Here is a 24,054-nt window from a genome sequence, read left to right as displayed (position 1 = left end):
AGACGCTGCAACCGCTCCGATGACCGCAGTGTGCCTAACCTTGCCAACCTCGCCCGACGCATATTGTTGATCAAAGGGCCGCGTCGAAGCGTGAGTTTTTAGGTGGTCGACGCACGCCATCAAGGCAGAATAAACCTTGGCGAGCCGACGGAGGACGGTTTTTTATCAAGCATGGAAAGGACTGGTCGTTGGGTAACGGGGACAGGCGACGCCGATCCCCGTGCGCGACTGTCGCAGGATCGGATCCTACGCAGCCTGAGTTTTCTGCAGGGCCTCATAGACGGCCGTTTCAAAGGCCATGTAGCCGGTGAAGGACACTGCGTCGGCGAAGGGCAGGATCTGCGTGGCCCAGTATCCGCCGAAACCACCCGCGCGGTCGATCCAGTAGAAGCAGTTGGCGAGGCCGGCCCATCCGATTGCGCCGGACGGGCGCCCGGTTGGTGCCTCTGCGGAATTGACCATGAAGGTGTAGGACCAATCCTTGGCGAGGCCCGGGAAGAATTCGGCGTCATTGGACAGCGTCGGGATGACGCCCGGCAACATCGTCACCTTTTGCGGTGGTACAAGTGCGCCCTTCACAGCCCATTCGACCGTCTCGGGTTTCAGGACGCGCCCGTTCGGCCCGGCTCCGTCGTTCAGCCACATCCGGATGAACTTCATGTACTCGGGCACCGTCCCGTAAAGCCCGTGCCCGCCCATGTGAACCTCGGGGTCATCGGGAAGCGCAAAATCGTCCATCGGGGTCAGCGAACCGTCCTCGCCACGGGCGTGGATCGTGGCCGTTCTGGCCTTCATCGCGTCGGTTCGGGTGAAGGCGATATCCTGCATGCCCAGCGGATCGAAGACCCTCTCGCGCATCACCTCGCCCAACCGCTTGCCGCGGATGCCCTCGACCACCTGGCCGACCCAGTCGATATTGGTGCCGTATTCCCAGCGCTCACCCGGATCAAACAGAAGCGGCGTCTCGATACAGGCGCGGGAGCCGGTCACCACCGACGGCTGCCCGTGATCGGTTGCCATACGGGCATAGGTTTCATTGAAGAAATCATAACCGAAGCCGGCCGTGTGCAGCAGGAGCTGCCGGGTCGTGATGTCGCTTTTCGGTGCCCGCAGCCGGGATTGCCCGGCTTCGTCGAAGCCATCGATCACCTGCAGCGCGCCAATCGCGGGCGCGTAGGTTTTCGCGGGCGCGTCGAGGTCAAGAAGTCCCTCTTCAACGCATTGAAGAGCTGTCGTCCCGGCGATCGCCTTGGTGGTCGAAAAGATGGCCATGACCGTGTCCTCGGTCATCGCATCGCCGCCAAGGCGCCGCTCCCCGGCGGCGCCAGAATAGATGTTGCCGTCACGGTCGGTCACCATCGCCACCACACCCGGCACCCTTGGGTCACTTGAAACCACACCGTTCAGAATGGCGTCACAGCTGGATTTGAGATCTGTCATCGTCTCCTCCCTTGATGAACTGTCAGGGACGATAGGACGCGAGTTTTCGACGGTCTGTCCGCGACCGGCAGACACTGTCCGAGATCGGAAGCAAAGTCAGTTCAGGCTTTGTTTTCGCTGTGACCGGGCCAATGTGTGCGACGGCAACTCGCCAAATCGGTCGCGATAGCGCCCGGCCAGAGCGCCAAAATTGACGAACCCCCAGTCCGCAGCGATTTCGCCGACGGTCCTGTCGCCCGAGGCTGCCAGCAAGTCCGCACGCAGCCCGTCAAGCCGGCGCGCGGAGAGAAACGCCCTCGGCGACACCCCGCGGAAGCGCGTGAAGCCGCCAGACAGGGTCCTTGCCGAAACACCGACGCGTCGCGCCACGTCCCCGACGCTGGGGGCCTGCCGTGCCTCGGTCTCGAAAATCTCTTCGGCCTGCCGCACATATCGCGGCGCCGCCGCACGCGCACCGTCATCAAGTCGCACACCAGCCTCAGCCGCCCATTGACGCAGAAGCTCAAGGCAAATGATTTCCTCCAGATGTCGTCCCAGCGGACCGTCAGCAGCAAGGGACCCGGGTTCACTCACGCTCTGTGCTGCATAGCCCAGCAGCTTCAGCCAAGCCGAATTCGCCCCCCCGAACTTGATCCGGCGGGTCCAGAGCCGGTCATCGGGGACGAAACCGAACCAACGTTCAGCGGTCTCCTCCATCACTTGATGCGCGATGGTGAGGTTGAGCTGCATGTGGTCGGGATCGCCTTCCAGCCAGTAGTCGGTTCGGGAACAATCGACGACGAAACTGTCGCCCGCCCCGGTTTGAACCGGCGCGCCTAGGCTTTGGTGATTCAGGGCGCCGCGTAGGGTGTTGAGCACGAGGATGTTGCCGGCCTCGGGATCAAACTGGTCGAGGTAAATACCGGTGCCATAGGAAAATCGCGTCATCGTCACGCGTCCGGCTTTGGCGGATATCATCGTGGCGTCCGGCCTCGATAACCGCTCAAGCGGTTGCACGCGATAGGGCATATAGACCGACCGGCAGAACTCCTGAACCTCGTCCCAGTCCGCGGACCGCGTTGGGCCTGCATGCTGGATCTGTGCGCCATGCACATCCCTGATCAAAGCTTCTTCCAACATCTGCAACGCCTCCCTACGATGCATCAATCGGATCAGTATATCACAAAGCCCCCGGTTGGTCGGGATCTGGACGCATGGACTTTGGTCGCAAACACCGACTTCGTTCGGGGCGGAGCCGCAGCGCGGCGACCAGGCGGCTTGTCATTGACTTGTCCGACCTGTGGCTTCTCAGGCGTGATCCCTTTCTGTCTCACTTGCGACCCAGCCCACCACACCAGTAGGCCGGTTCGTCCAAACGTTTCTCATTTGGCGGCAGCGAATGACAGCAAGCTCCGCGCAGTGTGAATTCGACAGCCGCCCGATTTAGCCGGCGCAGCGAATGTCCGGACCCCCAGGCCACAACGCAGCGGAGGAGACCGGTGGTGAACGGCAACTTTGGGCCGTTCGACGCATCTGGACAAAGAGCGCGGGGGAGCCGACTTTCGCTGCGCCGGCAAACGCATACTTGCATCGACACGGAAGCGGACATTCCGCGAAGGTCATGCCAACGAACCCGAGCCGAATGGCAAAGAGGGTGGGAAGCAACATTACGCTGCGTCTGGGTGGAGTGCTGGATCACAGATCATGTCAGCAGTGATAGACCCTTGAATCTGCGCGTTTAGCGCGGCGGCCTCGAAAGAGTTGGGCACGTTAGACCGCCCACGGTGTCGAAAACCGCATCAAACACGGCGCCACCAGTGTGCTTGGCGAGGTAATCCGCGATTTTCTCGGAGCGGAAGTCGATGACGGTCGCCCCGAAGCCCGCGATGGCCGACATCTGCTCGTTGCCGGTGCCGGTTCCGTAAACCTCGGCGCCGAATTGGCGGGCGAGTTGAAGGGCCACAAGCCCGACGCCACCAGCGGCAGCGCTGCGGCCTCACTCATCAACAGCGTCTTGCGTTGCAGCGCGATCAGCCGGGCGTCGGCCGGGATGAACTCGGCCAGCGCGCCTCGCAGGTCCGCAAGGCCCCCGGCGAAACCAATAGACCTCGTCGCCCTTGGCAAGGCCGGTCATATCCGCGCCGACCTCTTCCATCGTCTCGGCAAAATCCATGTCGGGCCCGGCGGGCAGATCGCGCGAAGGGGGCAAGTCCTTGCCATGCCGCGGATCATCGTGTCGATGGTTTTGACACCGGTGGCGGCAACGCGGACCGGCACTTGGCCGGGCTGCATCTCGGGGCGCGGCGGCTCGGCAACTTCGAAGGCAGCGTCATCTCCGTATACGTCAAGAACCATGGCTTTCATAGTGTGGGCTCCTGTTGAAACGATTTCGAAGCAGAAGCAACCTCTTCCAAAATCGGACATAACCCGCGTGAGCAGGAATTCAGTTTTCCGAAATCGTGTCTAATATTCCGCGACGTTTGTCTTTATTATCGAGGCGACATTATCGGGGCGACGGAGGAGACATGATGGGACTTGCCCCACGCCCGGACCCGGATGCCGCGCTTGGCGCGTCCTGGGAGCGTTGCGAACTGAAGTACAAGCTGGCGCGGGATACCGCGCGGCCGATCCTGCGCATGCAAGCCTCCGAGGTGGCGCCCAGGCTTGAACAGATGATCGAGCGGACCGGCGGGCGCAACGGCATCTTCCAACAGCTCGCCGGGATCGCCGCCGAGACCGGCGCCTGCCTCGTGGTGTCCGACGCCGACGGAGTGCTGGTGCGGCTGGAAGGCAAACAAGGCGGGCGCGACCTGTTTGAACAGAAAGGCATCGCGCTGGGTTCGGTCTGGGACGAGCGTGTGGCCGGGACCAACGGGGTCAGCATGGCCCTGTCAGAGGGCGCGGCCTTTACCGTGCGTGGACAGGATCACTATTTCTCTCTGTTCAAACCGTTTTCCTGCACGGCGGTGCCGCTGTTCGACGCCGAGAACAAGATCGTCGGCGCGATCAACCTCTCGATGCTCGACCGGGGCAATCGCGCGGACTACCTGTTTGCCCGCCAGTTGCTGGGCGAGGCGGCGGATCGGGTGCAGCGGCTGCTGTTCGAGCGGCGGTTCAGCAACGCGATGATCCTGTCGGTGGCGCCCAGCATCGGGCGCGACCTGTTGCAGAGCAACGAGCTTGTGGCGGTCAATGAGGACGGCATCATCCTGGGTGCCACCGCACGCGCGCATCTGCTGGCCGGAAGCGAGATGCCTGAAAAGTTGCAGGGTCAATCTTTCGAGACGGTGTTCGGCGCGGATACCACGGCGCTCGTTCAGGTGCCCGACCGCGTGATGAGCGTGCAGCACCACGGCTCTTCCTTCGATATCGCCGCACGTCTGCCGGATGAGCGGCGCCTGTCCGTCAGGCCCGCAAAGCCCGCCCGGCAAGAGGCGCCGGTCACTCCCCGTCGGCGCAGGCTGGCCCCATCGCTCAAACGCCTGTCACTCGGCTGCGAACGGATGGCGGCGATGTGTGCCCGGGCGCAGGCCTGCTATCGCCGGTCTTTGCCCTTTGTCATCGAAGGAGCGTCGGGCACCGGCAAGACCAGCCTCGTGGCGGCCTTGATCGAGGGCGGCGGAACTGCCTCGCAGGTTGTGACGGTGGATTGCGCCACGCTTGACGATACGCCGGACGACCGCGCCTATTTCAACACCCTCACCCGGCAGGCGCGGGTGGCGGGATCGCTCTCCGGGGGCCTCGGGGAGTCCGCTACTATCGTCTTCGAGAACGTCGACGAGATGCCGGCATTCGCTCAGGCCGGGTTGCGCGGCGTTCTGGACGCCTTCGACGCGACCGAAGGCGATGGCGCGCCCCGTGTGATTTCCACCTGCCGCGGTGCCCTGTTGCAAAGCGTCGAACAGGGTCTGTTCCGCGATGACCTGTTATTCCTGCTGGCGCGTTCGGTTGTCACCCTGCCGGGGCTGGCCGAGCGCGAGCGGATCGACGTCATCGCCCGCGACCTTGCCGGAACCCTGGCAGGCGCGGATGTGGAGATCACCGAAGAGGCGCTTGCCGCGCTGCGCGCCTATCCCTGGCCAGGCAACCTCCGCGAATTGCGGAATGTCTTGCAACAGGCCTTGATCGAGGGCGACGGCCGCCGGATTTCAGCCGTCGAGCTGCTGAACCTGACCGGCCATGTGGCACTGCCCGGTACTGCTTCCACTGCCCCGACTCCGGCTCCTGCCGCGGCAAAGTACTCTGAACGCAAAATGATCGAGGACGCGTTGATCGGCGCGCGCTGGAACGTGAGCCAGGCCGCGCGGACCCTCGGCATGGGGCGCGCGACCATCCATCGCAAGATCAAGCAATTCGGGATATCCCGCCCCGCCTGATTCAGGCGATGCCAAAGGCGCCGGTTGCAAGCATCAGGCGCGCCCAAGTTTCCGATACCGCCAGCAGCGCGACGCAGAATGCAAGCCCGCGCCGCCAAGAGAAAGTCATCGCTGGCAAGGCCCGGTCAAGCAGCAGGACCGCCGGCAGCAGCAGCGCGTAGAGCGCGAACTGGCACAGCTCCAGTCCCAGCGCGAAAGCCATCAGCATCCGGACATCGAAATCGCCCGCAAAAATCGCGGTCGAGGCCGATGCGGCAAAGCCGTAGCCATGGATCAACCCGACGATCAGCAGCGCTACCCAGCCGAAGGCGGTCTGCCCGCGGGCAAAGATGGCGATCCCGGTCACGACGATCGACAGGGCGATGCCCAGTTCGACCAGAGGGATAAACCATGCGGCCGAGGGCGCGATGCCGTAGAGCCCCGCGGCCAGCGTCACCACATGTCCCAGGGTGAAGGCCGACGCCCAGCCCAGGGCCTGCCGCCAGTGGCTGGCCGCCAAGGCGATCAGCAGGATCAGCGCAAGGTGGTCCGGCCCGCGATAGATATGCTCAGCACCGTAGAATGCCGCCTTGGTCAGCATTTCTGACCGGGTGGTGGTCGACGGGAAATGAATGTCGAAGGTGCCGATGGTCGCGCCAGTCTCCGTTCCTGCGGCACGGTGCAGCTTGAGGACGGTGCCGAAGCGTTCCATCACCTCGAACCGCGCGCCAAGGTCCGAGGACAGGCGGATTTCGCTGTCCAGACCGCCGGGGGCCACCAGCAGCACGTCAAGCGTGCTGTCGAAAAAGGGCACCGGGGCAAGGGCCGCAGGGGCGGCAAAGCCGGACCGGGCGGTCTTGACCGTGCCAAAGCGCGGACGCGCGTCATCGGCGTGAAGGCGGATCGCGCGTATCTCAAGGGTCGTTTGACTGCCGTCCACGTAAAGCCTCAGCACCCGCTCCAACGCCGTCCGCACCCTGGCGTCGGACAGGTCCAGCGCAGCAGGATCGAGCATGACCGCACCATCGGCCTCTGCCGCGAATGGGGGCAGCCGGGTCTCGGATCGGCCCTGCCAGTCATCCGGCAAGAGCGCCAGCGGCGCAGGCAGACGCATGAAGATGGCAAGGCCCTCCGGAACCTCGGTCACATGGATTATCCGGGGATCGGAATAGCTGAAATGCGCCCGAGCGACTTGCGGCGCGACAAGGGCGAAGAGGATGGCGATCAGCAAGGACATCAAGGGCGCGACCGCCCGGTTCGGCAAGTTCATGACAGGCTCCTGCAAAGAAAGGGACCCCAGCCAACAAGGGCCAGGGTCCAAGGGGCATCAGTCGCGCGGGTCCCAGAACCGCTTTTCCGTGGTCTCTTCGTAGACCATCCCGTCCGGGTAGCTGACCAGTTCCATCTGCATCCCCCAGGGCGACAGGAAATAGACCCATTCCTGCCCTTCCGATCCGGTTCCGGTCAGCGGATGCGGATCCTCCAGCACCCGGACGTCATTGGCGCGCAGGTAGTCCACGGCCTCGCGGATGTCGTCCACGTAAAAGGCGATGTGATAGCCGCCGATATCGCTGTTCTTCGGCGGTTTCGGGTTCTGGTCGGGTGAGGAATACTTGAACACCTCCAGCGCCGGGCCATTGCCGCATTTGACCATGGTGATCAGGTCGATCACCGCGCGCGGATTGACGTTCAGGTTGTCGGTCATCCAGTCATCCTCGAACGGGCCGAAGGGACCGAAGGAATAGAAGCTTTCACAGCCCATCACGTCGACGAGGAACGTCACCGCCTTGTCGAGGTCGGGCACGGTGATGCCGATATGTTGAGTGCCACGCATGCCGGGCAACTCGGCCTTGGCTGCGACGGGGATGGTCAGCGCGGTGGCAAGGGCGATGGATGTCAGGGTGGATTTCATGGGTTTTCTCCTGAAAAGGGCCGAACGGACAGGGCGCGCGGACCGGCGTCCCGCACGTTCGCAATGTTGCCTCCCAATGCAGCCGGGTCCGGAGACCCGACCGCACCGGGGAGGAACCGGGTGGTGTCAGATGTTCTGCGCGTTCATTTCCTGCGCGATGTATTCCGCCTGCCGGATCGCCAGCGCCACGATGGTCAGCGTCGGGTTGCAGGCCGCGGATGAGGTGAACTGACTGCCGTCCGACACGAACAGGTTGTCGATGTCGTGGCTTTGCCCATAGGCGTTCACCACGCCCTTGCCGGCATCGGCGTGCATCCGGTTGGTCCCCATGTTGTGAGAGGCCGGATAGGGCGGCAGTTCGTAGATATCCGTCGCCCCCACCGCGTCGTAGATCTGCGAGGTGGATTCGACCATATGCGCTGTCATCGCGTGGTCATTGTTGTGCGGCGTCTTGGCGACGATGGGCACCGGCAGGCCGTATTGGTCAACCTCGCTGTCGTGCAGGGTAATGGCGTTCTGTTCCTGCGCCAGATCCTCGCCCAGGGCCCAGACCCCGGACATGCGGTCATATTGTTCCATCGCGCGGGCAAAGCTGCGTCCCCAGCCGGTGTTGCCCGGCTCAAGGAACGCGGCCATGAACGGCAGGCCCAGCGACAGGAATTCAAGGTAGTAGCCGCCGTTGAACCCGCGCGTGGGGTCGTGTTTCACATCGTCGCCCACGATCCCGGCGACGGATGTGCCGCGGAACATGTGCACCTTTTCCGGCATCACCGCGTAGATCCCCGTCGATGTGTGGCACATGTAGTTCTTGCCCACCTGCCCCGAGGAATTGGCAAGACCGTCGGGATACATCGAAGAGGCAGAATTCAGCAGCAGGCGCGGGCTTTCGATGGAATTGCCCGCGACGCAGACGATCCGCGCCTTTTGCAGGTGCTGGTTGCCATCCGCGTCGGCATAGAGCACGCCATTGACCTTGCCGCTTTCATCATGCTCAATCCTGAGCACCATCGCGTCGGTGCGGACCTCGCACAGGCCGGTATCCTCTGCGCGGGGCAGTTCGCTGACCATGGTCGACCATTTCGCGCCCACGGCACAGCCCTGCATGCAGAACCCGATCTGCTGACAGGCGGGACGGTCGTCCCGCTCGACCGAGTTGATCGCCATCGGGCCGGAATTGTAATCCGTGCGCCCGGTGCGGCGGCACCCCTCTGCCAGCACGCGGAAGCCATTGTTCCACGGCAGATGCGGCATACCGGTGGTCTTGCCGGTGACGCCCATCTTCAGCTCGGCCTTTTCGTACCAGGGCGTCATTTCCTCAAGGCTGACGGGCCAGTCCTCGACATTCGCGCCCTCGACCGCGCCATAGTGGGTGCGGGTCTTGAACTCCCACTCCTTGAAGCGCAGCGCGACGCCTGCCCAGTGCACGGTGGACCCGCCATAGCCCTTGACGATCCATGCAGGCAGGTTGGGGTGATTGACCGACCCGTGCCAGCCGCCCGCCGAATAGCGTTTGTCCAGCCATGAGATCTTTTGGAACATGGTCCATTCGTCGTTTTCCATGTCCGAGGTATCCAGCCGCTTGCCGGCCTCCAGAACCACGGATTTGATCCCTTTCTGCGCCAGTTCGTTGGCGAGCGTGCCGCCCCCCGCGCCAGAGCCGATGATGACGACGACGCTGTCGTCGCTAAGTTCATATGTGGTCATGATCCGCTCCCTTAGCCTTGCACTTCGGCCAGACGTTCTTCGAGGGTCGGGCCCTGCGGAACGAAGGTGATGTCAGAGAAGCCGCGGTCGACATAGCCGCCGTATTCCAGCGAAGAGCCCTGGTAGCCGAACAGCGGCCAGACCTCGACGTTGTTGTAGATGGCGAAATAAGCGGTCCAGCGGACGCCTTGGAAAAAGCCGTCGTGCTGGAACTTGCGCAGCAGGCCCTCGCGGGCATCGGGGTCTTCGATCCCGACATAGCTGGTGCCAAAGAGGTGTTGCGCCTGCGCGTCGATCTTTTGCAGCCCTTCGCGCAGATCGGCGGCGGCCTTGGCGTCGCCCTCGGCGTTGGAGATGACCGCATCGGCGATGGACTGGTAATGGCTGTCGTCCAGCAGATCGGGGTGCGGATAGATGTCCTGCACCATCCGCAGCAGGGTCGCGCCCTGCCCCTCATCCAGCGTGGCGGCAAGGCCCCGGCCAGCGCTGCCCAGCAGTGTGCCGGTCGTCACGCCAGCCATGGCCGTGGTCATCAGGAACATGCGCCGACTGACGCCGACATGATCCTGCTTCGGCTTTCGCAGCCGGTGAAAGCGGATGTTCATAGGGTCTCCTCCCCTTGGGTGTTTTGCAGTCGTGTTCGGGCAGCGGCGGACTCCTCAACCCGCCGATGCCCGGTGATGTCAGGCGAGGTCGTCTTTGCCCTCGATCAGGAAATGCTCGCTGGCAGAGCCTGCTGTGCGGGCTGCCAGTTGCGGCGCGTATTCCGGGTCCGACATGAAGGCCTTGGCGGCCTCTTTCGACGGCCATTCCAGGATGATGCGCAGGCCAGCGGGGCTGTCAGCGCCTTCCAGCTGTTCGTGGCTGGTGGTGCGGGCAAGATATTTGCCGCCGTGTTTCTCGATCAGGGGACCGGCGACCGGCAGGTAGCCGGGGATCCAGCTGTCATCGCTGGGGGTGACGGCGAGTACGGAGTAAAAAGCCATGGGGTTCCTCCCTTCCATGTGTGCCTGCCCGCTCCTCCGGGCAGAGTGGTGAATTCAGGCGGCCTGGGCGCGCGGCGCGGTCAGGTCTTTCAGGCGGTCCTCGGCCGCCCGGACCAGCGCGCCTTGCAGGGCGCGCGGGCTCATCGCTTCGGGGAGCAGCTCGCTGAGCGCGATGTGCACCTCGTGCCGGGGCGGCAGGATGCCACCGGCCTGCGCCTCGACCTGCGCGAGCACCGGCCAGACCGAGTCCGGCGGATGGGCGGCGACGATGGCGGCATGGATCAGCGCCACGGACCGGCCACCGCCCAAGGGGCGCCAGCGCTGCGCGGTCCCAGCCAGTTTCCGGCCCCCGGCGGTCACGTTCCAGTTGCCATCACAAAAGGCCGCGTCGACGGCTCCGGTGTCACTGGCGACCTCGAACCGCATCAGCGCCTCGGAAATCGCGCCGCAGATCAGCCGATAGCCGTCTTCGATTTGCGCGCCCTTCGGCATCGGGGCGACGATGGCCAGGTTGATCGTCCCCGGCCCCTGCGGCACCGCCCCGCCGCCGCTGGACCGCAGGATCAGGGGCCACCCGGCGCGGGCCGCACCTTGGCTGAGTCCGACATAGCCGGCCCGGCGGGCGCGGTTGCGCGGGACGACGATGGATTGCTCGACCGATCGCCACAGCAGCAGCGCGGGCTTTCCGGCCGCAAACAGCGCCTCTTCCCGCGCCACGCCGTCGGCGGCAGACCTGAATTCGACGCAGATCATGGCGCAAAGCTTTCGATTTCGACGCAGATCGTGGTCAGCAGGTCGCCCGCCGGAGCGCCGTCCAGCGCCCGGTGATCGAACGTCAGCGACAGTCCCACATGGGGCCGCATCGCGATCCCGCCCTGCTCGTCCCGCACGGCGCGTTCGGTCATGCGCCCCACGCCCAGAATGCAGATCTGCGGCGCGTTGATGATCGGGGTGAAATGTTCCACCCGGGTCAGGCCGAGGTTGCTGATTGTAAAGGTGCCGCCGGTCATTTCCGACACGCTCAGCTTGTTCGCCTTGGCCCGCGCGGCCAGGTCCTGGCGCGCGGCGCGCAGCTCGCTGACCGTCATGGCGGTGGCGCCAAAGATCGCGGGCGCCACCAGCAGGTTGCCGGGCAGCGCGATGGCAACCGACAGATCGACCGTGTCCGACAGCTCGATCTCGCGGCCTTCGACCCGGCCATTGGCGTCCGGGTTCTTTTCCAGCGCGCGGATCACCGCCAGCATCAGCAGATCCTCGACCGAAACCTTGGTCCCCGCCTCGGCCAGCCGCGCCTTTTCCGCCAGCAGGACAGAGGCGTCCGCGCTGGCGTGGTGGGTCAGCTGCGCGCCGGTCTGCAGGCTTTGCACCATCCGGTCGGCGATCATGCCGCGCACGCCCTTGAGGGGGATGGTTTTCACCTGCGCTGTCATGCGATCGACCCGATCACCGCGCCCTTGGCGACGACGGCATCGGCCTCTTCGGTGATGGTCAACGTGCCCGAGGCAGGCGCGTGGATTTCGTATTGCACCTTGGCGGTCATGATCTCGGCGATCAGCGCGCCTTCTTCGACGGTGGCGCCATCGTCGACCAGCCAGCTGGTGATGACGCATTCCTCATCCTCTTCCCAGAGGTCGGAGGGGATGACGATATCAGTTGCCATTTGGGCATTCCTTCTCTGATCGGGGACGCAGTCCTGCGCCCCCGGCAATTGCAGATGATCCGTGAGTGTTGGGTCTCAGGCGGCTTTCATGCCGTCCCAGGCCGCGACGATCTTGTCCGGGTTGGGCAGGCAGTGCTGCTCCATCACGCGGGCAAAGGGGATCGGCACATCGGGAAAGGCGACGCGCTTGGGCGCGGCCTTGAGCACCGAGATGTCATGTTCGGTGACGGAGGCGATGATCTCGCCCGAGACGCCGTAGGACATGTAATCCTCATCCACGACGATCAGCCGCCCGGTCTTGGCCACGCTGGCGCGGATGGTCTCGCGGTCCAGCGGGACAAGGCTGACAAGGTCCACGACCTCGGCACTGACGCCCTGCGCTTCCAGCGTTTTGGCCGCCTTCAGCGCGTTGTGGACCCCCATGCCAAGGCTGACGATTGTGACGTCCTTGCCCTGCCGGACAACCTTGGCTTTGCCGATCTCCAGCGTATAGCATTCCTCCGGCACATGGACGGTGGCCCCGGCCTCTGTCCCCAGCCAGCCCATGCCCTGCAACCCCTTGTGATACATGTAGACCACCGGGCTGTCGTCGCGCATGGCGGCGGTCATCAAGCCCTTGGCGTCATAGGCGTTGGAGGGGGCGACCACCTTCATCCCCGGCAGGTGCGCAAAGGTGCCATATACACATTGCGAATGCTGGCCGCCGTCGGAATAGCCGCCCCCGGTCGAGGTCATCAGCACCATCGGCACTTTGAAATTGCCGCCCGAGAAGTAGATGTTCTTGGCCATCAGGTTGTAGATCGCGTCGAAACAGACGCCAAAGAAGTCCACAAACATCAGTTCCACAACGGGCCGCATCCCGTCCTGCGCGGCCCCGACTGCGGCGCCGATAAAGGCGGTCTCGGAGATTGGCGTATCGCGGATGCGCTCTGCGCCGAATTCCTCGATCAGGCCGCGGGTGTTGCCATAGACGCCGCCCAGCGGGCCGATGTCCTCACCCATGACAAAGACAGATGGGTCCACCCGCATTTCCTGTGCGACGGCTTCTGCCATGGCGCGGGCGATGGTCAGCTTTCTTTCGTTCGGTTTGCTCATTGTCTTTCCTCCCGATCAGGCCGCGAACACGCGGGTCAGCGCGTCTTCTGGCGCCGGATCCGCGCTTTCGCGGGCAAACTTGATGGCGGCCTCGACGCGGGCGGCGGCTTTGGCCTCGATCGTGTCCAGTTCATCCGCGGTGGCCGTGCCATCGGCCAGCAGCCGTTCGCGCATCTTGGGGATCGGATCCTTGGCGAACAGCGCGTCCTTCTCACCCTCAGGGCGATAGCCCTCGGCATCGCCCATGAAGTGACCGGCAAGGCGATAGGTCTCGACCTCCAGCAGCGATGGCCCCTCACCGGCACGGGCGCGGGCGATGGCCTCACCAGCCGCTTCGAAGATGGCGTAGGGGTCATTGCCCTCGATCCGTTTGCCAGGGATGCCGTAGGCGGCGGCGCGGTCGGCGTTGTTGGCAATGGCCGTCGCGGTGCTCTTCGCCACCGAAATGCCCCAGGCGTTGTCCTCGATCACGCAGACGAAGGGCAGGTTCCACACTGCGGCAAGGTTCATCGCCTCGTGCCACGCACCCTGGTTCACCGCGCCTTCACCAAGGAAGGCGACCGCGACGCCGGGCTTGCCCTGCATCTTGCGCGACAGCGCCGCGCCCACCGCCGGGCCCATGCCCTGCGCGATGATGCCGGAGCAGGCAAAGTTCACATCGGCATCAAAGATATGCATGTGCCCGCCGCGTCCGCCCGACAGGCCGGTGGCCTTGCCGAATATCTCGGCGGCCATCTTGTCCAGGTCGACACCCTTGGCGATGGCCTGATGGTGGGGGCGGTGGGTGGCCGTGACCACGTCTTCGGGAGTGAGATGCGCGCAGACCCCCACCGCCACCGGCTCCTGTCCGTCGGACAGGTGCATCTCGCCGGGAATTGGCCCGTTGGCCATGTTGAAAACCGGCGTCTTACCTTCGAAATAGATCTTCGCGATGGTCTCTTCGAACCTGCGGCTCGTGACCATGTTGCGATACATCCAGTGTTGTTGTTCGCGTGTTGGTGCCATGAACTCCTCCTCCTCCCGTAGCTGCGGCGGGTCTGCCGCATGAAGCTCTGAGGTCAGGATTGTTCAGCACTGTCGTTTCACGCAACGCCGGGTCTGGCCGGGCTGTCGTGGAGGGCGCTTTGTGTCTCATCGTGAGACAGGATGAGACACATCGGGACATCCGGCAGGCGGTCTCAGAAGCGCAAGGGCTTGCTTGGCGATCAATCTGTGTTCTGATTTTGATCGGAGCTCTTCTTGAACAGGTTTATCGGACTCCCTTGATCGACGAGTCAATTTCGCATCTTTCATCAGGACGGTGTCGAAGCCTGCCTGGAATGGCCCCGCCAATTTTGTCGGCTTTACGAACGGTGCCAACCGCGAAAGCCCCTCCCCGCGCAGCTTGAGCGGCGTTCACAGCCGCGCCGAAAATCGAGCCCGCAGGGCGAACGGCAGGTTTGACGGGCTGCACCGCGGCGATACTACTCTCGGTCAATTGACCGCAAAGGGCCGGTAGAAGCCTGAGCGATCCAGCTCAGTGTCGGTCGCAGCATCTCTTGTATTTGCGCCCTGACCCACAGGCGCATGGATCGTTTCGCCCTGGCCGGGGATCTGCCTTGAACGGCATACCGGGACCCATTTCGGAATCCCGAGGTGAAAGCTCAGGGCGAGACTGATGGAGTATAGTAGCGACGCAGTTGGGAATCAGATCTGGTGCTTCCAGGTCGATCTCGTCGATCTCCTCTTCCGTGAACTTACTCTGGCCGGTGTAGATATCTTGAAGCGCCATCAGGAAGATCATCGTCGCCCGCGTCTCTTCGTTGGCCTGATCGAGGAGTTGGCTCCAAGCATCCGGTCGTAGCTGCATGGCGCGCGTGAATCCATCAACCCAAGGCTCCCACATGACTTCGTCACTATTTGGATCAACCTCGTAGATCGGATCGACCCATAGCGAGCCGGTCATGGACGCGACGACCGAATTATAATGTGCCATCACCGCACTGATGGTTTCCTCGGCGGCTTTTTCATCAGGGAATTCTGCCTCTCCAGTCTCACCCCAGACTTGAGGCAGCCACTCCGAAGGCGGGATCATCTCCGGGCAGGCAAGAACACCGACTATGTAGCCATCGAGTTCGCTGAGCGTCATCGGCATGTTATCGCCGGGCAGCGCGTACAGCACCGCGTCAAGTTGATCGAGATCTTGATCCGACTGGTCCATCGATACCTCCCGACGATATTGAGTTCTTTTACTCTGCGCAACGCGAGCCCGCAATTGAGGCAATGACAACTCCGAGCGGGCACCGGTGGATCGCCGCAAGCGGTCCGGATGTCGGCATTAGGCCGGGTCCGACGCTTGCCAAAGGTTGTCAGGCGCGAACTCGGCCCTGCTACTTTAAGTCGGCTCACAGCCGAATTGAGCCCATCCCCGGATCAATCGCGGTGGAAGAGCTTCGCCGTTATGATCCACCGCCCGTTTTGATCCCGGATGAGGTGAAACTGATTGACGAAGGACCAGCCATCCCAAAGGCCGTCTTCGATCACGGTTGCCGTCGCCGAGTTACCCAAGACAGACACGGACGCGACAAAGGCTGTATAGTCCGGTCCGGCATCGGCGCCCTCAGCTCGTGCGATGAAGCCCTCAGGGTCGCGCATGAGCAGATCACTTCCAAACCAGCCAGCCACCATCGCCTCAGGATGAAAAACTCGCCGGAGAATGTCTCCATCTCCCTCACGGGTTCCTTTGATGTAGTCGTTCAGCACGCGCATCACTTTGAGTGTGTCTTGTGTTCTCATGGTCCGGTCCCTGTGATCGGATATGATGGCTCTGTGACCCAGAAGCTCCGGTTTTCACTGTGCCCCGGCAAAGGCTGCAATGTCTACGAGTGTCGGCCTTGCCATGGGTAACGAATATTCTGCTGAGCCGTGAAAGTCCGCTCCAGAGGAACCGCGACGCCATGCACTCCTCTCTGCGGAGATCCGCAATGGTGAAGGATTTTCGATGCGGGCCGCGGCGTGAGGGTGCGATCTGGTGCCCGTTCGGCCCGCGTTGGAAATCCTCCCGAGGTGGAAGCCGCGGGGTACTGGGCGCTGTCTACGGGACTCTGTTGCACAAATCGGGTGATGGGTGTGCTTCCCCTTTCCCCGGACGGACCTATCCCACAGCCTCCGTGACCGGGATGCCGAGCGCGGTGTAGCCGTTCAGGACGGCGATGCGGACCTGGAGCTCGGCGACCTGACGGTCGAAGTCCCTTGCCATGAGCCGCTGGCCCAGCAGTTTGACACAGTGCATCTTCGTCTCGACGCGGCTCCGACGGTGGTATCCACTCCATCTTCGCCAGAGTGCGCGGCCGAGATACCTGGACGCCCGCAGGGCTTCATTGCGCGCCACGGCTCCAGCGGTGATGGTTTTCCAGGGCTTCGCATTCTTGCGGGGCGGGATGACGGCATGGGCACCGCGGTCAGCGATGGCATCGTGACACTTGCGCGTGTCGTAGGCGCCATCTGCCGTGACGCTGCCGATCTCCTGGTTCTTTGGAATCTGACTGAGAAGATCGGGCAGCACTGGCGCATCGCCGACGTGACTCCCAGTGATCTCGACAGCCCGGATCTCCAACGTTTCCTCGTCGATCCCAAGGTGGATCTTGCGCCAGACCCGCCGTTTTGGACCACCATGCTTGCGTGCGTGCCATTCGCCTTCACCTTCGACCTTGATCCCGGTGCTGTCGATGAGCAGGTGCAGCGGCCCCTTGGAGCCGCGATACGGGATGTTCACGGCCAAGGTCTTCTCGCGCCGGGACAGGGTGCTGAAGTCGGGCACCGTCCAGTCGAGACCAACCAGACGCAGCAGGCTCTCGACGAACCCGGTCGTCTGCCGGAGCGCCATGCCGAACAGCACCTTCATCGTAAGGCACGTCTGGATGGCGGCATCGCTGTAGGTCTGCTGGCGGCCACGCCTGCCTGTCGGCACGGCATCCCAGGTCATCTCGGGATCAAACCAGATCATCAGCGAGCCACGGCGCTTGAGCGCTTTATTGTAGGCCGGCCAGTTCCTGGTCTTGTAGGTGGGGGGCGTGGGTCTGCTCATGTAGCAGGGCTACCACGCTGGATTCACAAGATGAATCCCTCACAGTATTTGTGCAACAGAGTCATCCGCAGTAAAAAACAGCATTCCAAATCAACTACCCAAAGCATTCGAAACCTGTGAAGCAATATGCCGATAACACCGGAAAGGATCATCTCTGCACTCAAGTCTGAGCGGGCGGCCGCTCAGGTTGGTCTCGTCTTCAAAGTTCTATCCACAAGACGACAAGGCGAATTGGCCCTGATAACGGCGGAACCAGTTCGAGATGGCCGCAGAAGCTCAGCCCTCGATGAAAGCCTGGAAGATTCAAAGGCCGTTTGGTTCGGAGATCTTCCGGGACGAGGCAAGGTTGTCGCCGTCGACCCTGATCGCGGTGAGCTCGCGCTGAAATACGTAAGCGGCCCTCTGCCCGAAGTTGACAGCCGGCTCACACTCTATCCCGAAGATTTCCTAACTCCATTGATCGAGTTGTGGGATACACCTTGCCACCTGAAGAAGGCTGCAAAGCTCCTCAAAAGAGCCAAGGCACCTGCAGCATTCGAGAGCAAACCGCTTCCAGCGGAATTCAACCAGCTTCGCGAACGGCAATCCGAAGCAGTTTCACTGCCGCTCAGTCGTGTCGGCCTGCTCCACGGCCCACCAGGCACAGGCAAGACATATACCATTGGCGGGATGATTGCATATCTCTTGACGCGATTTCCAGACTGCAAGATCTTGGTGAGCGGCCCGACCAATACAGCCGTGGATTCCGCGCTTCTGTCCGCGGACGACTGGCTTCAAAAGATTGGTCGTGAAGATCTGCGGGAGACAATGAAGCGCATAGGCTCTCGCTTTGAAACCGGCAAGTTTTCGGAGCGCGACCATTTGCTCCCAAGCGGTGTGTATGCGGCGTCCGTGGAAGTTGGACTACTGGAAAGTGAGGAACCCTCCAAGACAGACATCGAAAAGTACGTCATCTGGAAGGAAAAGCTGGCCGATGCGCGAAAGAGGCTGAAGGTGGATATTGCCTATACTTGTAGCCAATCACGTCTGATCGCCATTACAACCAATTCTTTTTTTCGGCATTTCGACGATATCCCGAAAGGATGGCATTTCGCGCTTGCGGATGAGGCGAGCCAGATCCCGCTTCCCGCGGCTTTGATGGTTGCCAGCAAAGCCCACTGTGTAACTTTTGCCGGGGACCCGAAACAACTCGCACCAATCGTCCAAACCGATGACATCTCCGCCGAAACGATCCTGGGAAAGACTGCCTTCGACGTGTTCAAAGAAGCGCCCAGCGTCTTCTTGAACGAACAATCTCGAATGTGCCAAGGCGTGTGTGACGTCGTATCCCACACGTTCTATGACGATCAGCTCATTGTTTGCCAGAAAGCTGCGCGCGACGCAGCCTGGAAGAAAGATCGCAGTCCCTGGTTCCTGAATGGTCGAGAGATGCCGCGGGTCATGGTCGATGATCGTGCGGGTGAAGCCACATGGTCGAAGAAGTACAATGGGAAGATCCGGTATCAATCAGCGGAAATCATCGCGGCAATGATTGACGAACTCCTGGGTTCGTACGCGGAGCCCGACGATATTATGATCTTGACACCCTTCAGGGCACAGCGCGCGCTGATCCGGGGCATGCTTGGTCGCGGCGGGCGGCGGAACATCAAAGTGAGTACAGTTCACCGTGCGCAGGGAAGCGAAAAGAAGATCGTGATCTTCGACCCTGTTGATGCTGGAAGCTCGTTCCTCAACAGCGACACAGGTAGACGTCTCATCAACGTGGCAGCCTCGAGAGCGCAGGCACATTTTGTTCTATTGGCCGGTCCAGCCGATATGAGGAACCGGTTCATCACACGCATCGCAGAACGATCACGTGCCATTTGGGATCGGCGCGGCGACTATGCATCTCCACTCCGTGTCCGACTGAGGAGTGCATAGTTCTTCGGCCATCACTTTGGTGGTCGGCGCGGCCCGGCCCCCACCACCGCACCCGAAGTTCGATACTTGTCATGGCGTTGATGCTGTAACGTATCCGTCCGTTGAACCCGCGTTTTATCGCTGACGCTCTGTATTGATTCGATCCAAGTACGGCTTTTCGATCCGCCACCATGTTAGGCCGCCGCAAAACCCTGCAAGAGAACCTATCAACAGGATTGGCCCCCAGGCGGCTACGCCATCTTTTGTCGAATGTGCGAAGGCCGCTGCGCCAATGATACCCACAGCCACCCCGGCAGTCATTGCGACCTTGGCGGGTTGCTCAAACACCAAGCCGAGCACCATTCGCAATAATGCACCAACCGGGGACGACAGCAGGGCTATTGGGAGGATCACAGGTTGCGCGATTGCCCAGACGGCGACGCCTTCCAACACAGACAACAGACCGCTATCGAGGATCATGATCCCGATGCAGACGACCAAAGCACCTGCTTCGACAGAAGCAAAGCAGGCGATCAGGGAGAGTACGAGGTTCATGTTCCCACGCTTTGACAACCTGCGACCTCCGTCCAAACCCACGGCATCAGTTCACCGAGGCGGTTGATCTTGTGATCTGGAAGGCGCTCCAAGACCCAAGTGAGCCAGGCCTCTGGATCGACGCCGTTCATCTTGGCTGTTTCGATCAGCGTGTATGCGATGGCGGCTGCTTTGCCGCCACCGATGGAGCCCATGAAGAGGTAGTTCTTGCGGCCTAAAGCAACTGGACGAATGGAGCGTTCGCAGATGTTGTTATCCGGTTCCAAGTGGCCATCGCTCAAGTAGGCGCGGGCTTTGGGCAAGCGGCCACGGGCATAACGTATGGCCTCGGCCAGTTTGGTTTTGCCGGAGATTTTGGGAAGCTGTACCGCCAGCCATGTCTCCAGCTCATCGAAGATCGCCATAGCGTGCTCAGTACGCAGTGCTGCTCGCGCATCAGCGGATTTGCCCTTTGCCATCTTCTTGACGGCGTAGAGCTGTGCAATCCGTTCGATAGCCCCCTTGGCGATCTCCGAGCCGGTACGCTCAAACTCGTCTACAAATTTACGACGCACATGCACGAGGCAGGCCTGTTCGTGTGCCTTGCCCTCACCGAACAAACCATTGAAGCCCGTGAACCCATCGGCATGTACGGTGCCGGTGTACCCGCTGAGATGATTTGCGGGATGTTCGCCCTTGCGATCCACGCTGAACTGATACCACGCGCAGGGCGGGGCCTGACCGCTCCAAGGCCGTTCATCTCGGACATAACTCCAGAGCCGTGCGGTCTGTGCCTTCTTGGATTTGGTTTTGGTTTGCAGCTTGACCGGCGTGTCATCTGCGAACAGCGCCGGGCCATCCCTGACCAACGCACCGATGTAATCTGCCAATGGTGCGAGCAAGGCTGTGCTACGCCCCACCCAATCGGTGAGGGTCGAGCGATGCAGGTCTACCTGATCTCTGGCGTAGATTTTGGACTGCCGATCAAGCGGCAGGTGATCGCAATATTTGCCGACAAGTATGTGCGCCAACAGGCCGGGGCCAGGTCGGCCACGTTCAATAGGACGTGAAGGCAGATCAGCCTGAACAAAGTTCTCGCAGTCTTTGCACGCCATGCGGGGGCGAACGATCTTGTTCACGACGAAGCGGCCAGGGATGTATTCCAACTCTTCGGTGATATCCTCGCCAACCTGGCGAAGACTGCCACCACAAGTGCAAGTCTCGTCTGGCAACAAAACCTCTTCGCGCCGTTCCAGATGCTCGGGCAGCGGTTTGCGGGAATGCTGACGTTTGGGTTTGGCCTCGGTCGATGGCTCTGCCTTCTGTTCTTCGGCCGCCGCTGCAATCTCAATGTCGTCTGCCAGATCGAGATCGAGCTGATCCAGGCTCTCCGACTTCGCGCCAAATCGCGCCTTGCGGTGGCCCGCCAACTCCGCCTTGAGCTTCTCAATCTGATAAGCCTGCGATTTGACCTCAGCCATTAACAACTCACTGACGGCCCGAAGGTCGTCTGGGTCTTTGGGTAGTGATTTGAGGTCTTCGAGCATGGGATTATCTATAACCCACTCGGCAGCACAGATGAATCCCGCTTAGCTTATCCAGTTTGCAAAGGACGCCAGGTCTTTTGCGGCATGCGCCAATCAATACCTTCGAGCAACATCGACAGCTGTGCCGGTGTTACATTGATCTTACCTTCCTTTGCTGCAGGCCAAACGAACCGCCCCTTCTCGAGGCGTTTGCTGAACAGGCACGCGCCCTGGTGATCCCACCAAATGATCTTCAGCAGGTCGCCGCGTCGGCCTCGGAATACGAACAGGTGCCCAGAGTAAGGATCGAGTTTGAGCGCCTTCTCCGCCTGGGCCGCCAAAGTGTTGAACCCACGCCGCATGTCAGTGACCCCGGCGGCCAACCAAACGCGTGTATTGCTTGGAACCGGGATCAATCAGTTAAGCCCTGAACCAGGCCAACAACCGCCATCAGCGATGTTGAGCCTTCAATCAGAATACGTCGCCCATCCGACAGCGTGATGTCCACTCGCGTAGCTGAAAGACCGTCTGCCGCAATTGCTGTGCCGGTGTTGGCTATGACAGGGAAATCAGGTGCGGTGATGGCAACTTCGATAAAGTCGGGAACCTCAATATCATGCCTCGGACCGGCCTCAGAGGGCGCAAAACGCGGATCACGCAGCCACTTGTGGATCAAGTTCGTATTCATCGAATACCGACGCGCGACTTGCGCCACTGAAACGCCCGACGCCCGCGCCTGATCACAAATGGACTGCTTCTCTTCATCCGACCAGAAACGCTTCTTCTGGCCCTTCTTGCCCGCCATGGAATGCCCCAAGATGTCCACTATCCATGGTGGACATTATCAACGCGCTCTTTCCCGCGTCAGAGCGGGCAAACCGGACGGATACGCTGTAACCGCCCCCCGACGGCATCTCTGTGCCAAGGTGGGATCGCAACAATCCTTGGTGGAAGGCGGGAAAGCGGCGCGCTGTTCCTTCCATTTGACGCCACTCCGCACTCGGCTGGAAAAGCCCATTGGCCTGCGAGGCTTAGCTGAGCCGGTCTCAAGGGCCTGTGGGACACGTTGTGTGGCAGTTTCGTGGGGCAAAATCACAGAAAACCTCAGGAAAACCTGAATTTCTTTGATTTTCAGGCTTGACTATGGTGCCCCCACACGGACTCGAACCGCGGACCTACTGATTACAAATCAGTTGCTCTACCAGCTGAGCTATAGGGGCACCGGGCCGTGACCCCGTAGGGTGCGTCTCGGCGTGGGCGGTTCTTAGCCTGACTCGTCGCGCAAAGAAAGCCTCGATTTTCATCTCTTGCGGCGAAGATGCCACCCGGGCCCTGCTGCGCCCCGTGCATGGTTTTCCCCACCACGGGGCGCGCTATACTGCGCGGCGAGCCAACAACAAACAAAGCCCATGCAGGTCATCCTTCACACCGGCGTCCATTGCACCGATGACGACCGTCTTCTCAAGGGACTTCTGCGCAATGCAGAGGCCTGGCGCCACGAGGGCGTGGCCATCCCCGGGCCGTCGAAATACCGCGCCCTGCTGACCGAGGCGATGAACAAGCTGCGAGGCGGCATTCCCGAACCGGGCACCCGCGACCTCTTGCTGGATGCCATCCTGCAAGAGGATTCGGACCAGGTGTCGCGGCTCGTGCTGTCGAACGACAACTTCTTTTGCGTGCCCAAGCTGATGTTTCAGAACGGCTACATCTACCACCGGGCCGAGGACCGCCTGACCAGTTTCATGCGAGCCTTCGAAGGCGACGAGGTGCAGCTTTTCATGGGGTTGCGCGATCCTGCCAGCTTTCTGCCCGCCGCCTTTGCCGCCACTCCGCACGACACATTCGCCACCTTCATGGGTGGCGTGGACCCGATGCGGTTCCGCTGGTCCGACCTGATCCGGCGCATCAAGGGCGTGCAGCCGGACCTGCCGATCGTGCTGTGGTGCAACGAGGACACGCCCTTTCTCTGGGGGCAGATCATCCGCGAACTGGCCGGCATCGAGCTCAGCCGCAAGATCACCGGCGCCTTCGATCTCTACTCGCAGATCATCTCGCGCGAGGGGATGCAGCGGTTTCGCGCCTTCCTCAAGGAAAACCCCACGATCACGGAGTCGCAGAAGCGGCGCGTGATGATGGCCTTTCTCGACAAGTACGCGCTTCACGACGCGATGGAGGAAGAGCTGGATCTCGACGGATGGGACGGCCCCTATGTCGACATGCTGACGGAACTCTACGAGGACGATCTCGACGTGATCTCCGGGATGGAGGGGGTGCGCCTGCTCATGCCCTGAAACCACGGGGTTTCCCCTGTCCGCCATGATCGGGATCAATGTGCATCTCCGCCCCCCTGCCTACCGTTCCAGACATGGTCGGCCCTGACGGCCGACCATTCATTCGGGAGGAAGTCATGTTGAAATCCGCAAAGATTGTTTTTCCGGTGCTTATGGGTTTTCTTTCACTGCCGGTCGCGGCCCTGTCCCAGGAGATCGGGAAGGATGCGTTCCAGGCCAATTGCGCCGTCTGCCACGGCACGGATGGCAAGGGGGGCGGCCCGATCCTCGATTACCTCAAGTCCGCGCCGTCTGACCTGACGCGGATATCAGAGCGCAACGGCGGTCAGTTTCCCGCGCAACAGGTCTATGACCTCATCGCCGATGCCGGCCAGACGCGTGCGCATGGCACCAGCGAAATGCCGATCTGGGGCAACCGGTTCAATGCCGAGATCATCGCGCAGCAAGGCGAATATGGCGGCGGCCAGACCGACATGCCATCGGCCCAGGCCCGGATTCTCGAACTGGTCTTCTTCCTGGCAACCATTCAGGAAAGCGGCTGACCGAGCGGCGGGGCCCGCCGGACGGGCTTTCCCGATGGCGGGCCAGAGCGCCCCTGAACGACGCG

Annotated in this window: 24 protein-coding genes and 1 tRNA gene; 4 read left to right on the top strand and 21 right to left on the bottom strand. The window is 61.9% G+C overall.

Annotation, left to right across the window (positions count from 1 at the left end):
• Positions 1 to 246: 246 nt before the first annotated feature.
• The 3 genes from acmB to ACQY5B_RS04475 all read right to left on the bottom strand — a co-directional run bounded on the left by acmB (position 247) and on the right by ACQY5B_RS04475 (position 3,382).
• The gene (acmB, locus tag ACQY5B_RS04485; RefSeq protein ID WP_305969603.1) at positions 247 to 1,440 is read right to left on the bottom strand and encodes a methyl acetate hydrolase AcmB; all 1,194 of its coding nucleotides are present in this window, start codon (positions 1,438 to 1,440) and stop codon (positions 247 to 249) included.
• A gap of 96 nt (positions 1,441 to 1,536) precedes the next feature.
• Positions 1,537 to 2,559, bottom strand: a complete 1,023-nt coding sequence (locus ACQY5B_RS04480; protein WP_420328709.1) for an AraC family transcriptional regulator — start codon at positions 2,557 to 2,559, stop codon at positions 1,537 to 1,539.
• 598 nt (positions 2,560 to 3,157) lie between these two features.
• Complete coding sequence (locus ACQY5B_RS04475) at positions 3,158 to 3,382, bottom strand: zinc-binding dehydrogenase (RefSeq protein ID WP_420326202.1); 225 nt, start codon at positions 3,380 to 3,382, stop codon at positions 3,158 to 3,160.
• Positions 3,383 to 3,944: 562 nt separating this feature from the next.
• On the opposite strand from ACQY5B_RS04475, the gene ACQY5B_RS04470 reads away from it, so the two are divergent.
• Entirely contained in the window at positions 3,945 to 5,795 is a 1,851-nt protein-coding gene (locus ACQY5B_RS04470) for a sigma-54-dependent Fis family transcriptional regulator (protein WP_420326203.1), read from the top strand.
• A gap of 1 nt (position 5,796) precedes the next feature.
• Here ACQY5B_RS04470 and ACQY5B_RS04465 read toward each other — a convergent pair whose 3' ends face one another.
• From ACQY5B_RS04465 to ACQY5B_RS04405, 13 genes are all read right to left on the bottom strand, one after another.
• On the bottom strand, positions 5,797 to 7,044 hold the full coding sequence (locus tag ACQY5B_RS04465) for a HupE/UreJ family protein (protein ID WP_420326204.1): 1,248 nt from the start codon (positions 7,042 to 7,044) through the stop codon (positions 5,797 to 5,799).
• 57 nt (positions 7,045 to 7,101) lie between these two features.
• Positions 7,102 to 7,686, bottom strand: coding sequence for a VOC family protein (locus tag ACQY5B_RS04460; protein ID WP_420326205.1), 585 nt, complete (start codon positions 7,684 to 7,686; stop codon positions 7,102 to 7,104).
• A gap of 126 nt (positions 7,687 to 7,812) precedes the next feature.
• On the bottom strand, positions 7,813 to 9,390 hold the full coding sequence (locus ACQY5B_RS04455; protein WP_420326207.1) for a GMC family oxidoreductase: 1,578 nt from the start codon (positions 9,388 to 9,390) through the stop codon (positions 7,813 to 7,815).
• 11 nt (positions 9,391 to 9,401) lie between these two features.
• Positions 9,402 to 9,995 carry a hypothetical protein gene (locus tag ACQY5B_RS04450; RefSeq protein ID WP_420326208.1) on the bottom strand — a complete coding sequence of 198 codons (594 nt, stop codon included), beginning with the start codon at positions 9,993 to 9,995 and terminating at the stop codon, positions 9,402 to 9,404.
• A gap of 78 nt (positions 9,996 to 10,073) precedes the next feature.
• A complete protein-coding gene (locus ACQY5B_RS04445) occupies positions 10,074 to 10,376 on the bottom strand; it encodes a DUF1330 domain-containing protein (protein WP_420326209.1) in 303 nt (100 codons plus the stop codon).
• A gap of 54 nt (positions 10,377 to 10,430) precedes the next feature.
• On the bottom strand, positions 10,431 to 11,129 hold the full coding sequence (locus ACQY5B_RS04440; protein WP_420326210.1) for a lipoate--protein ligase family protein: 699 nt from the start codon (positions 11,127 to 11,129) through the stop codon (positions 10,431 to 10,433).
• On the bottom strand, positions 11,126 to 11,794 hold the full coding sequence (locus tag ACQY5B_RS04435; RefSeq protein WP_420326211.1) for a 2-oxo acid dehydrogenase subunit E2: 669 nt from the start codon (positions 11,792 to 11,794) through the stop codon (positions 11,126 to 11,128). Before ACQY5B_RS04435 ends, ACQY5B_RS04440 begins: the two co-directional genes overlap by 4 nt.
• An 8-nt stretch (positions 11,795 to 11,802) precedes the next feature.
• Positions 11,803 to 12,036, bottom strand: coding sequence for a biotin/lipoyl-containing protein (locus tag ACQY5B_RS04430; protein WP_420326212.1), 234 nt, complete (start codon positions 12,034 to 12,036; stop codon positions 11,803 to 11,805).
• Positions 12,037 to 12,111: 75 nt separating this feature from the next.
• Positions 12,112 to 13,131, bottom strand: coding sequence for an alpha-ketoacid dehydrogenase subunit beta (locus ACQY5B_RS04425; protein WP_420326213.1), 1,020 nt, complete (start codon positions 13,129 to 13,131; stop codon positions 12,112 to 12,114).
• A 15-nt stretch (positions 13,132 to 13,146) separates the two neighbouring features.
• Entirely contained in the window at positions 13,147 to 14,136 is a 990-nt protein-coding gene (locus ACQY5B_RS04420) for a thiamine pyrophosphate-dependent dehydrogenase E1 component subunit alpha (protein WP_420326214.1), read from the bottom strand.
• A gap of 511 nt (positions 14,137 to 14,647) precedes the next feature.
• Positions 14,648 to 15,331, bottom strand: coding sequence for a UPF0149 family protein (locus tag ACQY5B_RS04415; protein ID WP_420326215.1), 684 nt, complete (start codon positions 15,329 to 15,331; stop codon positions 14,648 to 14,650).
• Positions 15,332 to 15,543: 212 nt separating this feature from the next.
• The gene (locus ACQY5B_RS04410; protein ID WP_420326216.1) at positions 15,544 to 15,879 is read right to left on the bottom strand and encodes a nuclear transport factor 2 family protein; all 336 of its coding nucleotides are present in this window, start codon (positions 15,877 to 15,879) and stop codon (positions 15,544 to 15,546) included.
• A gap of 385 nt (positions 15,880 to 16,264) precedes the next feature.
• Positions 16,265 to 17,197 (bottom strand): IS5 family transposase, encoded by a 933-nt coding sequence (locus tag ACQY5B_RS04405; RefSeq protein ID WP_420326217.1) that lies wholly within the window; start codon positions 17,195 to 17,197, stop codon positions 16,265 to 16,267.
• Between the two features lie 126 nt (positions 17,198 to 17,323).
• Between ACQY5B_RS04405 and ACQY5B_RS04400 the strand changes: the two genes are divergently transcribed.
• A complete protein-coding gene (locus ACQY5B_RS04400) occupies positions 17,324 to 19,117 on the top strand; it encodes a DEAD/DEAH box helicase (RefSeq protein WP_420326218.1) in 1,794 nt (597 codons plus the stop codon).
• A 114-nt stretch (positions 19,118 to 19,231) separates the two neighbouring features.
• Here the strand turns inward: ACQY5B_RS04400 and ACQY5B_RS04395 are convergent, their stop codons facing one another.
• From ACQY5B_RS04395 to ACQY5B_RS04375, 5 genes are all read right to left on the bottom strand, one after another.
• Positions 19,232 to 19,651 (bottom strand): hypothetical protein, encoded by a 420-nt coding sequence (locus ACQY5B_RS04395; protein ID WP_420326219.1) that lies wholly within the window; start codon positions 19,649 to 19,651, stop codon positions 19,232 to 19,234.
• Positions 19,648 to 21,177: an IS66 family transposase gene (gene tnpC / locus ACQY5B_RS04390; protein WP_420326221.1), complete on the bottom strand. Its 1,530-nt coding sequence runs from the start codon at positions 21,175 to 21,177 to the stop codon at positions 19,648 to 19,650. The genes ACQY5B_RS04395 and tnpC overlap by 4 nt, the downstream gene beginning before the upstream one ends.
• 47 nt (positions 21,178 to 21,224) lie before the next feature.
• The gene (tnpB, locus tag ACQY5B_RS04385; protein WP_420326222.1) at positions 21,225 to 21,572 is read right to left on the bottom strand and encodes an IS66 family insertion sequence element accessory protein TnpB; all 348 of its coding nucleotides are present in this window, start codon (positions 21,570 to 21,572) and stop codon (positions 21,225 to 21,227) included.
• Entirely contained in the window at positions 21,569 to 21,961 is a 393-nt protein-coding gene (gene tnpA / locus ACQY5B_RS04380; protein WP_420326223.1) for an IS66-like element accessory protein TnpA, read from the bottom strand. Before tnpA ends, tnpB begins: the two co-directional genes overlap by 4 nt.
• A 339-nt stretch (positions 21,962 to 22,300) precedes the next feature.
• Positions 22,301 to 22,376, bottom strand: a tRNA-Thr gene (locus ACQY5B_RS04375).
• A gap of 189 nt (positions 22,377 to 22,565) precedes the next feature.
• Between ACQY5B_RS04375 and ACQY5B_RS04370 the strand changes: the two genes are divergently transcribed.
• Positions 22,566 to 23,447, top strand: coding sequence for a hypothetical protein (locus ACQY5B_RS04370; RefSeq protein WP_420326224.1), 882 nt, complete (start codon positions 22,566 to 22,568; stop codon positions 23,445 to 23,447).
• Positions 23,448 to 23,599: 152 nt separating this feature from the next.
• On the top strand, positions 23,600 to 23,989 hold the full coding sequence (locus tag ACQY5B_RS04365; protein WP_420326225.1) for a c-type cytochrome: 390 nt from the start codon (positions 23,600 to 23,602) through the stop codon (positions 23,987 to 23,989).
• Positions 23,990 to 24,054: the final 65 nt, after the last annotated feature.

The organism is Antarctobacter sp., from assembly GCF_965277915.1.
Classification (GTDB): Bacteria; Pseudomonadota; Alphaproteobacteria; order Rhodobacterales; family Rhodobacteraceae; genus Antarctobacter.
This window is presented reverse-complemented; position numbering and strand designations above follow the sequence as displayed.

Coding starts and splice junctions, on each gene's coding strand:
- ACQY5B_RS04420 (WP_420326214.1), bottom strand. CDS start 14,136: ATGGCACCAACACGCGAACAACAACACTGGATGTATCGCAACATGGTC.
- ACQY5B_RS04465 (WP_420326204.1), bottom strand. CDS start 7,044: ATGAACTTGCCGAACCGGGCGGTCGCGCCCTTGATGTCCTTGCTGATC.
- ACQY5B_RS04405 (WP_420326217.1), bottom strand. CDS start 17,197: ATGAGCAGACCCACGCCCCCCACCTACAAGACCAGGAACTGGCCGGCC.
- ACQY5B_RS04370 (WP_420326224.1), top strand. CDS start 22,566: ATGCAGGTCATCCTTCACACCGGCGTCCATTGCACCGATGACGACCGT.
- ACQY5B_RS04415 (WP_420326215.1), bottom strand. CDS start 15,331: ATGGACCAGTCGGATCAAGATCTCGATCAACTTGACGCGGTGCTGTAC.
- ACQY5B_RS04455 (WP_420326207.1), bottom strand. CDS start 9,390: ATGACCACATATGAACTTAGCGACGACAGCGTCGTCGTCATCATCGGC.
- ACQY5B_RS04395 (WP_420326219.1), bottom strand. CDS start 19,651: ATGAACCTCGTACTCTCCCTGATCGCCTGCTTTGCTTCTGTCGAAGCA.
- ACQY5B_RS04430 (WP_420326212.1), bottom strand. CDS start 12,036: ATGGCAACTGATATCGTCATCCCCTCCGACCTCTGGGAAGAGGATGAG.
- ACQY5B_RS04440 (WP_420326210.1), bottom strand. CDS start 11,129: ATGATCTGCGTCGAATTCAGGTCTGCCGCCGACGGCGTGGCGCGGGAA.
- ACQY5B_RS04450 (WP_420326208.1), bottom strand. CDS start 9,995: ATGAACATCCGCTTTCACCGGCTGCGAAAGCCGAAGCAGGATCATGTC.
- ACQY5B_RS04445 (WP_420326209.1), bottom strand. CDS start 10,376: ATGGCTTTTTACTCCGTACTCGCCGTCACCCCCAGCGATGACAGCTGG.
- ACQY5B_RS04365 (WP_420326225.1), top strand. CDS start 23,600: ATGGGTTTTCTTTCACTGCCGGTCGCGGCCCTGTCCCAGGAGATCGGG.
- ACQY5B_RS04400 (WP_420326218.1), top strand. CDS start 17,324: ATGCCGATAACACCGGAAAGGATCATCTCTGCACTCAAGTCTGAGCGG.
- ACQY5B_RS04480 (WP_420328709.1), bottom strand. CDS start 2,559: ATGTTGGAAGAAGCTTTGATCAGGGATGTGCATGGCGCACAGATCCAG.
- ACQY5B_RS04470 (WP_420326203.1), top strand. CDS start 3,945: ATGATGGGACTTGCCCCACGCCCGGACCCGGATGCCGCGCTTGGCGCG.
- ACQY5B_RS04410 (WP_420326216.1), bottom strand. CDS start 15,879: ATGCGCGTGCTGAACGACTACATCAAAGGAACCCGTGAGGGAGATGGA.
- tnpA (WP_420326223.1), bottom strand. CDS start 21,961: ATGGCGGGCAAGAAGGGCCAGAAGAAGCGTTTCTGGTCGGATGAAGAG.
- acmB (WP_305969603.1), bottom strand. CDS start 1,440: ATGACAGATCTCAAATCCAGCTGTGACGCCATTCTGAACGGTGTGGTT.
- ACQY5B_RS04460 (WP_420326205.1), bottom strand. CDS start 7,686: ATGAAATCCACCCTGACATCCATCGCCCTTGCCACCGCGCTGACCATC.
- tnpC (WP_420326221.1), bottom strand. CDS start 21,177: ATGCTCGAAGACCTCAAATCACTACCCAAAGACCCAGACGACCTTCGG.
- ACQY5B_RS04425 (WP_420326213.1), bottom strand. CDS start 13,131: ATGAGCAAACCGAACGAAAGAAAGCTGACCATCGCCCGCGCCATGGCA.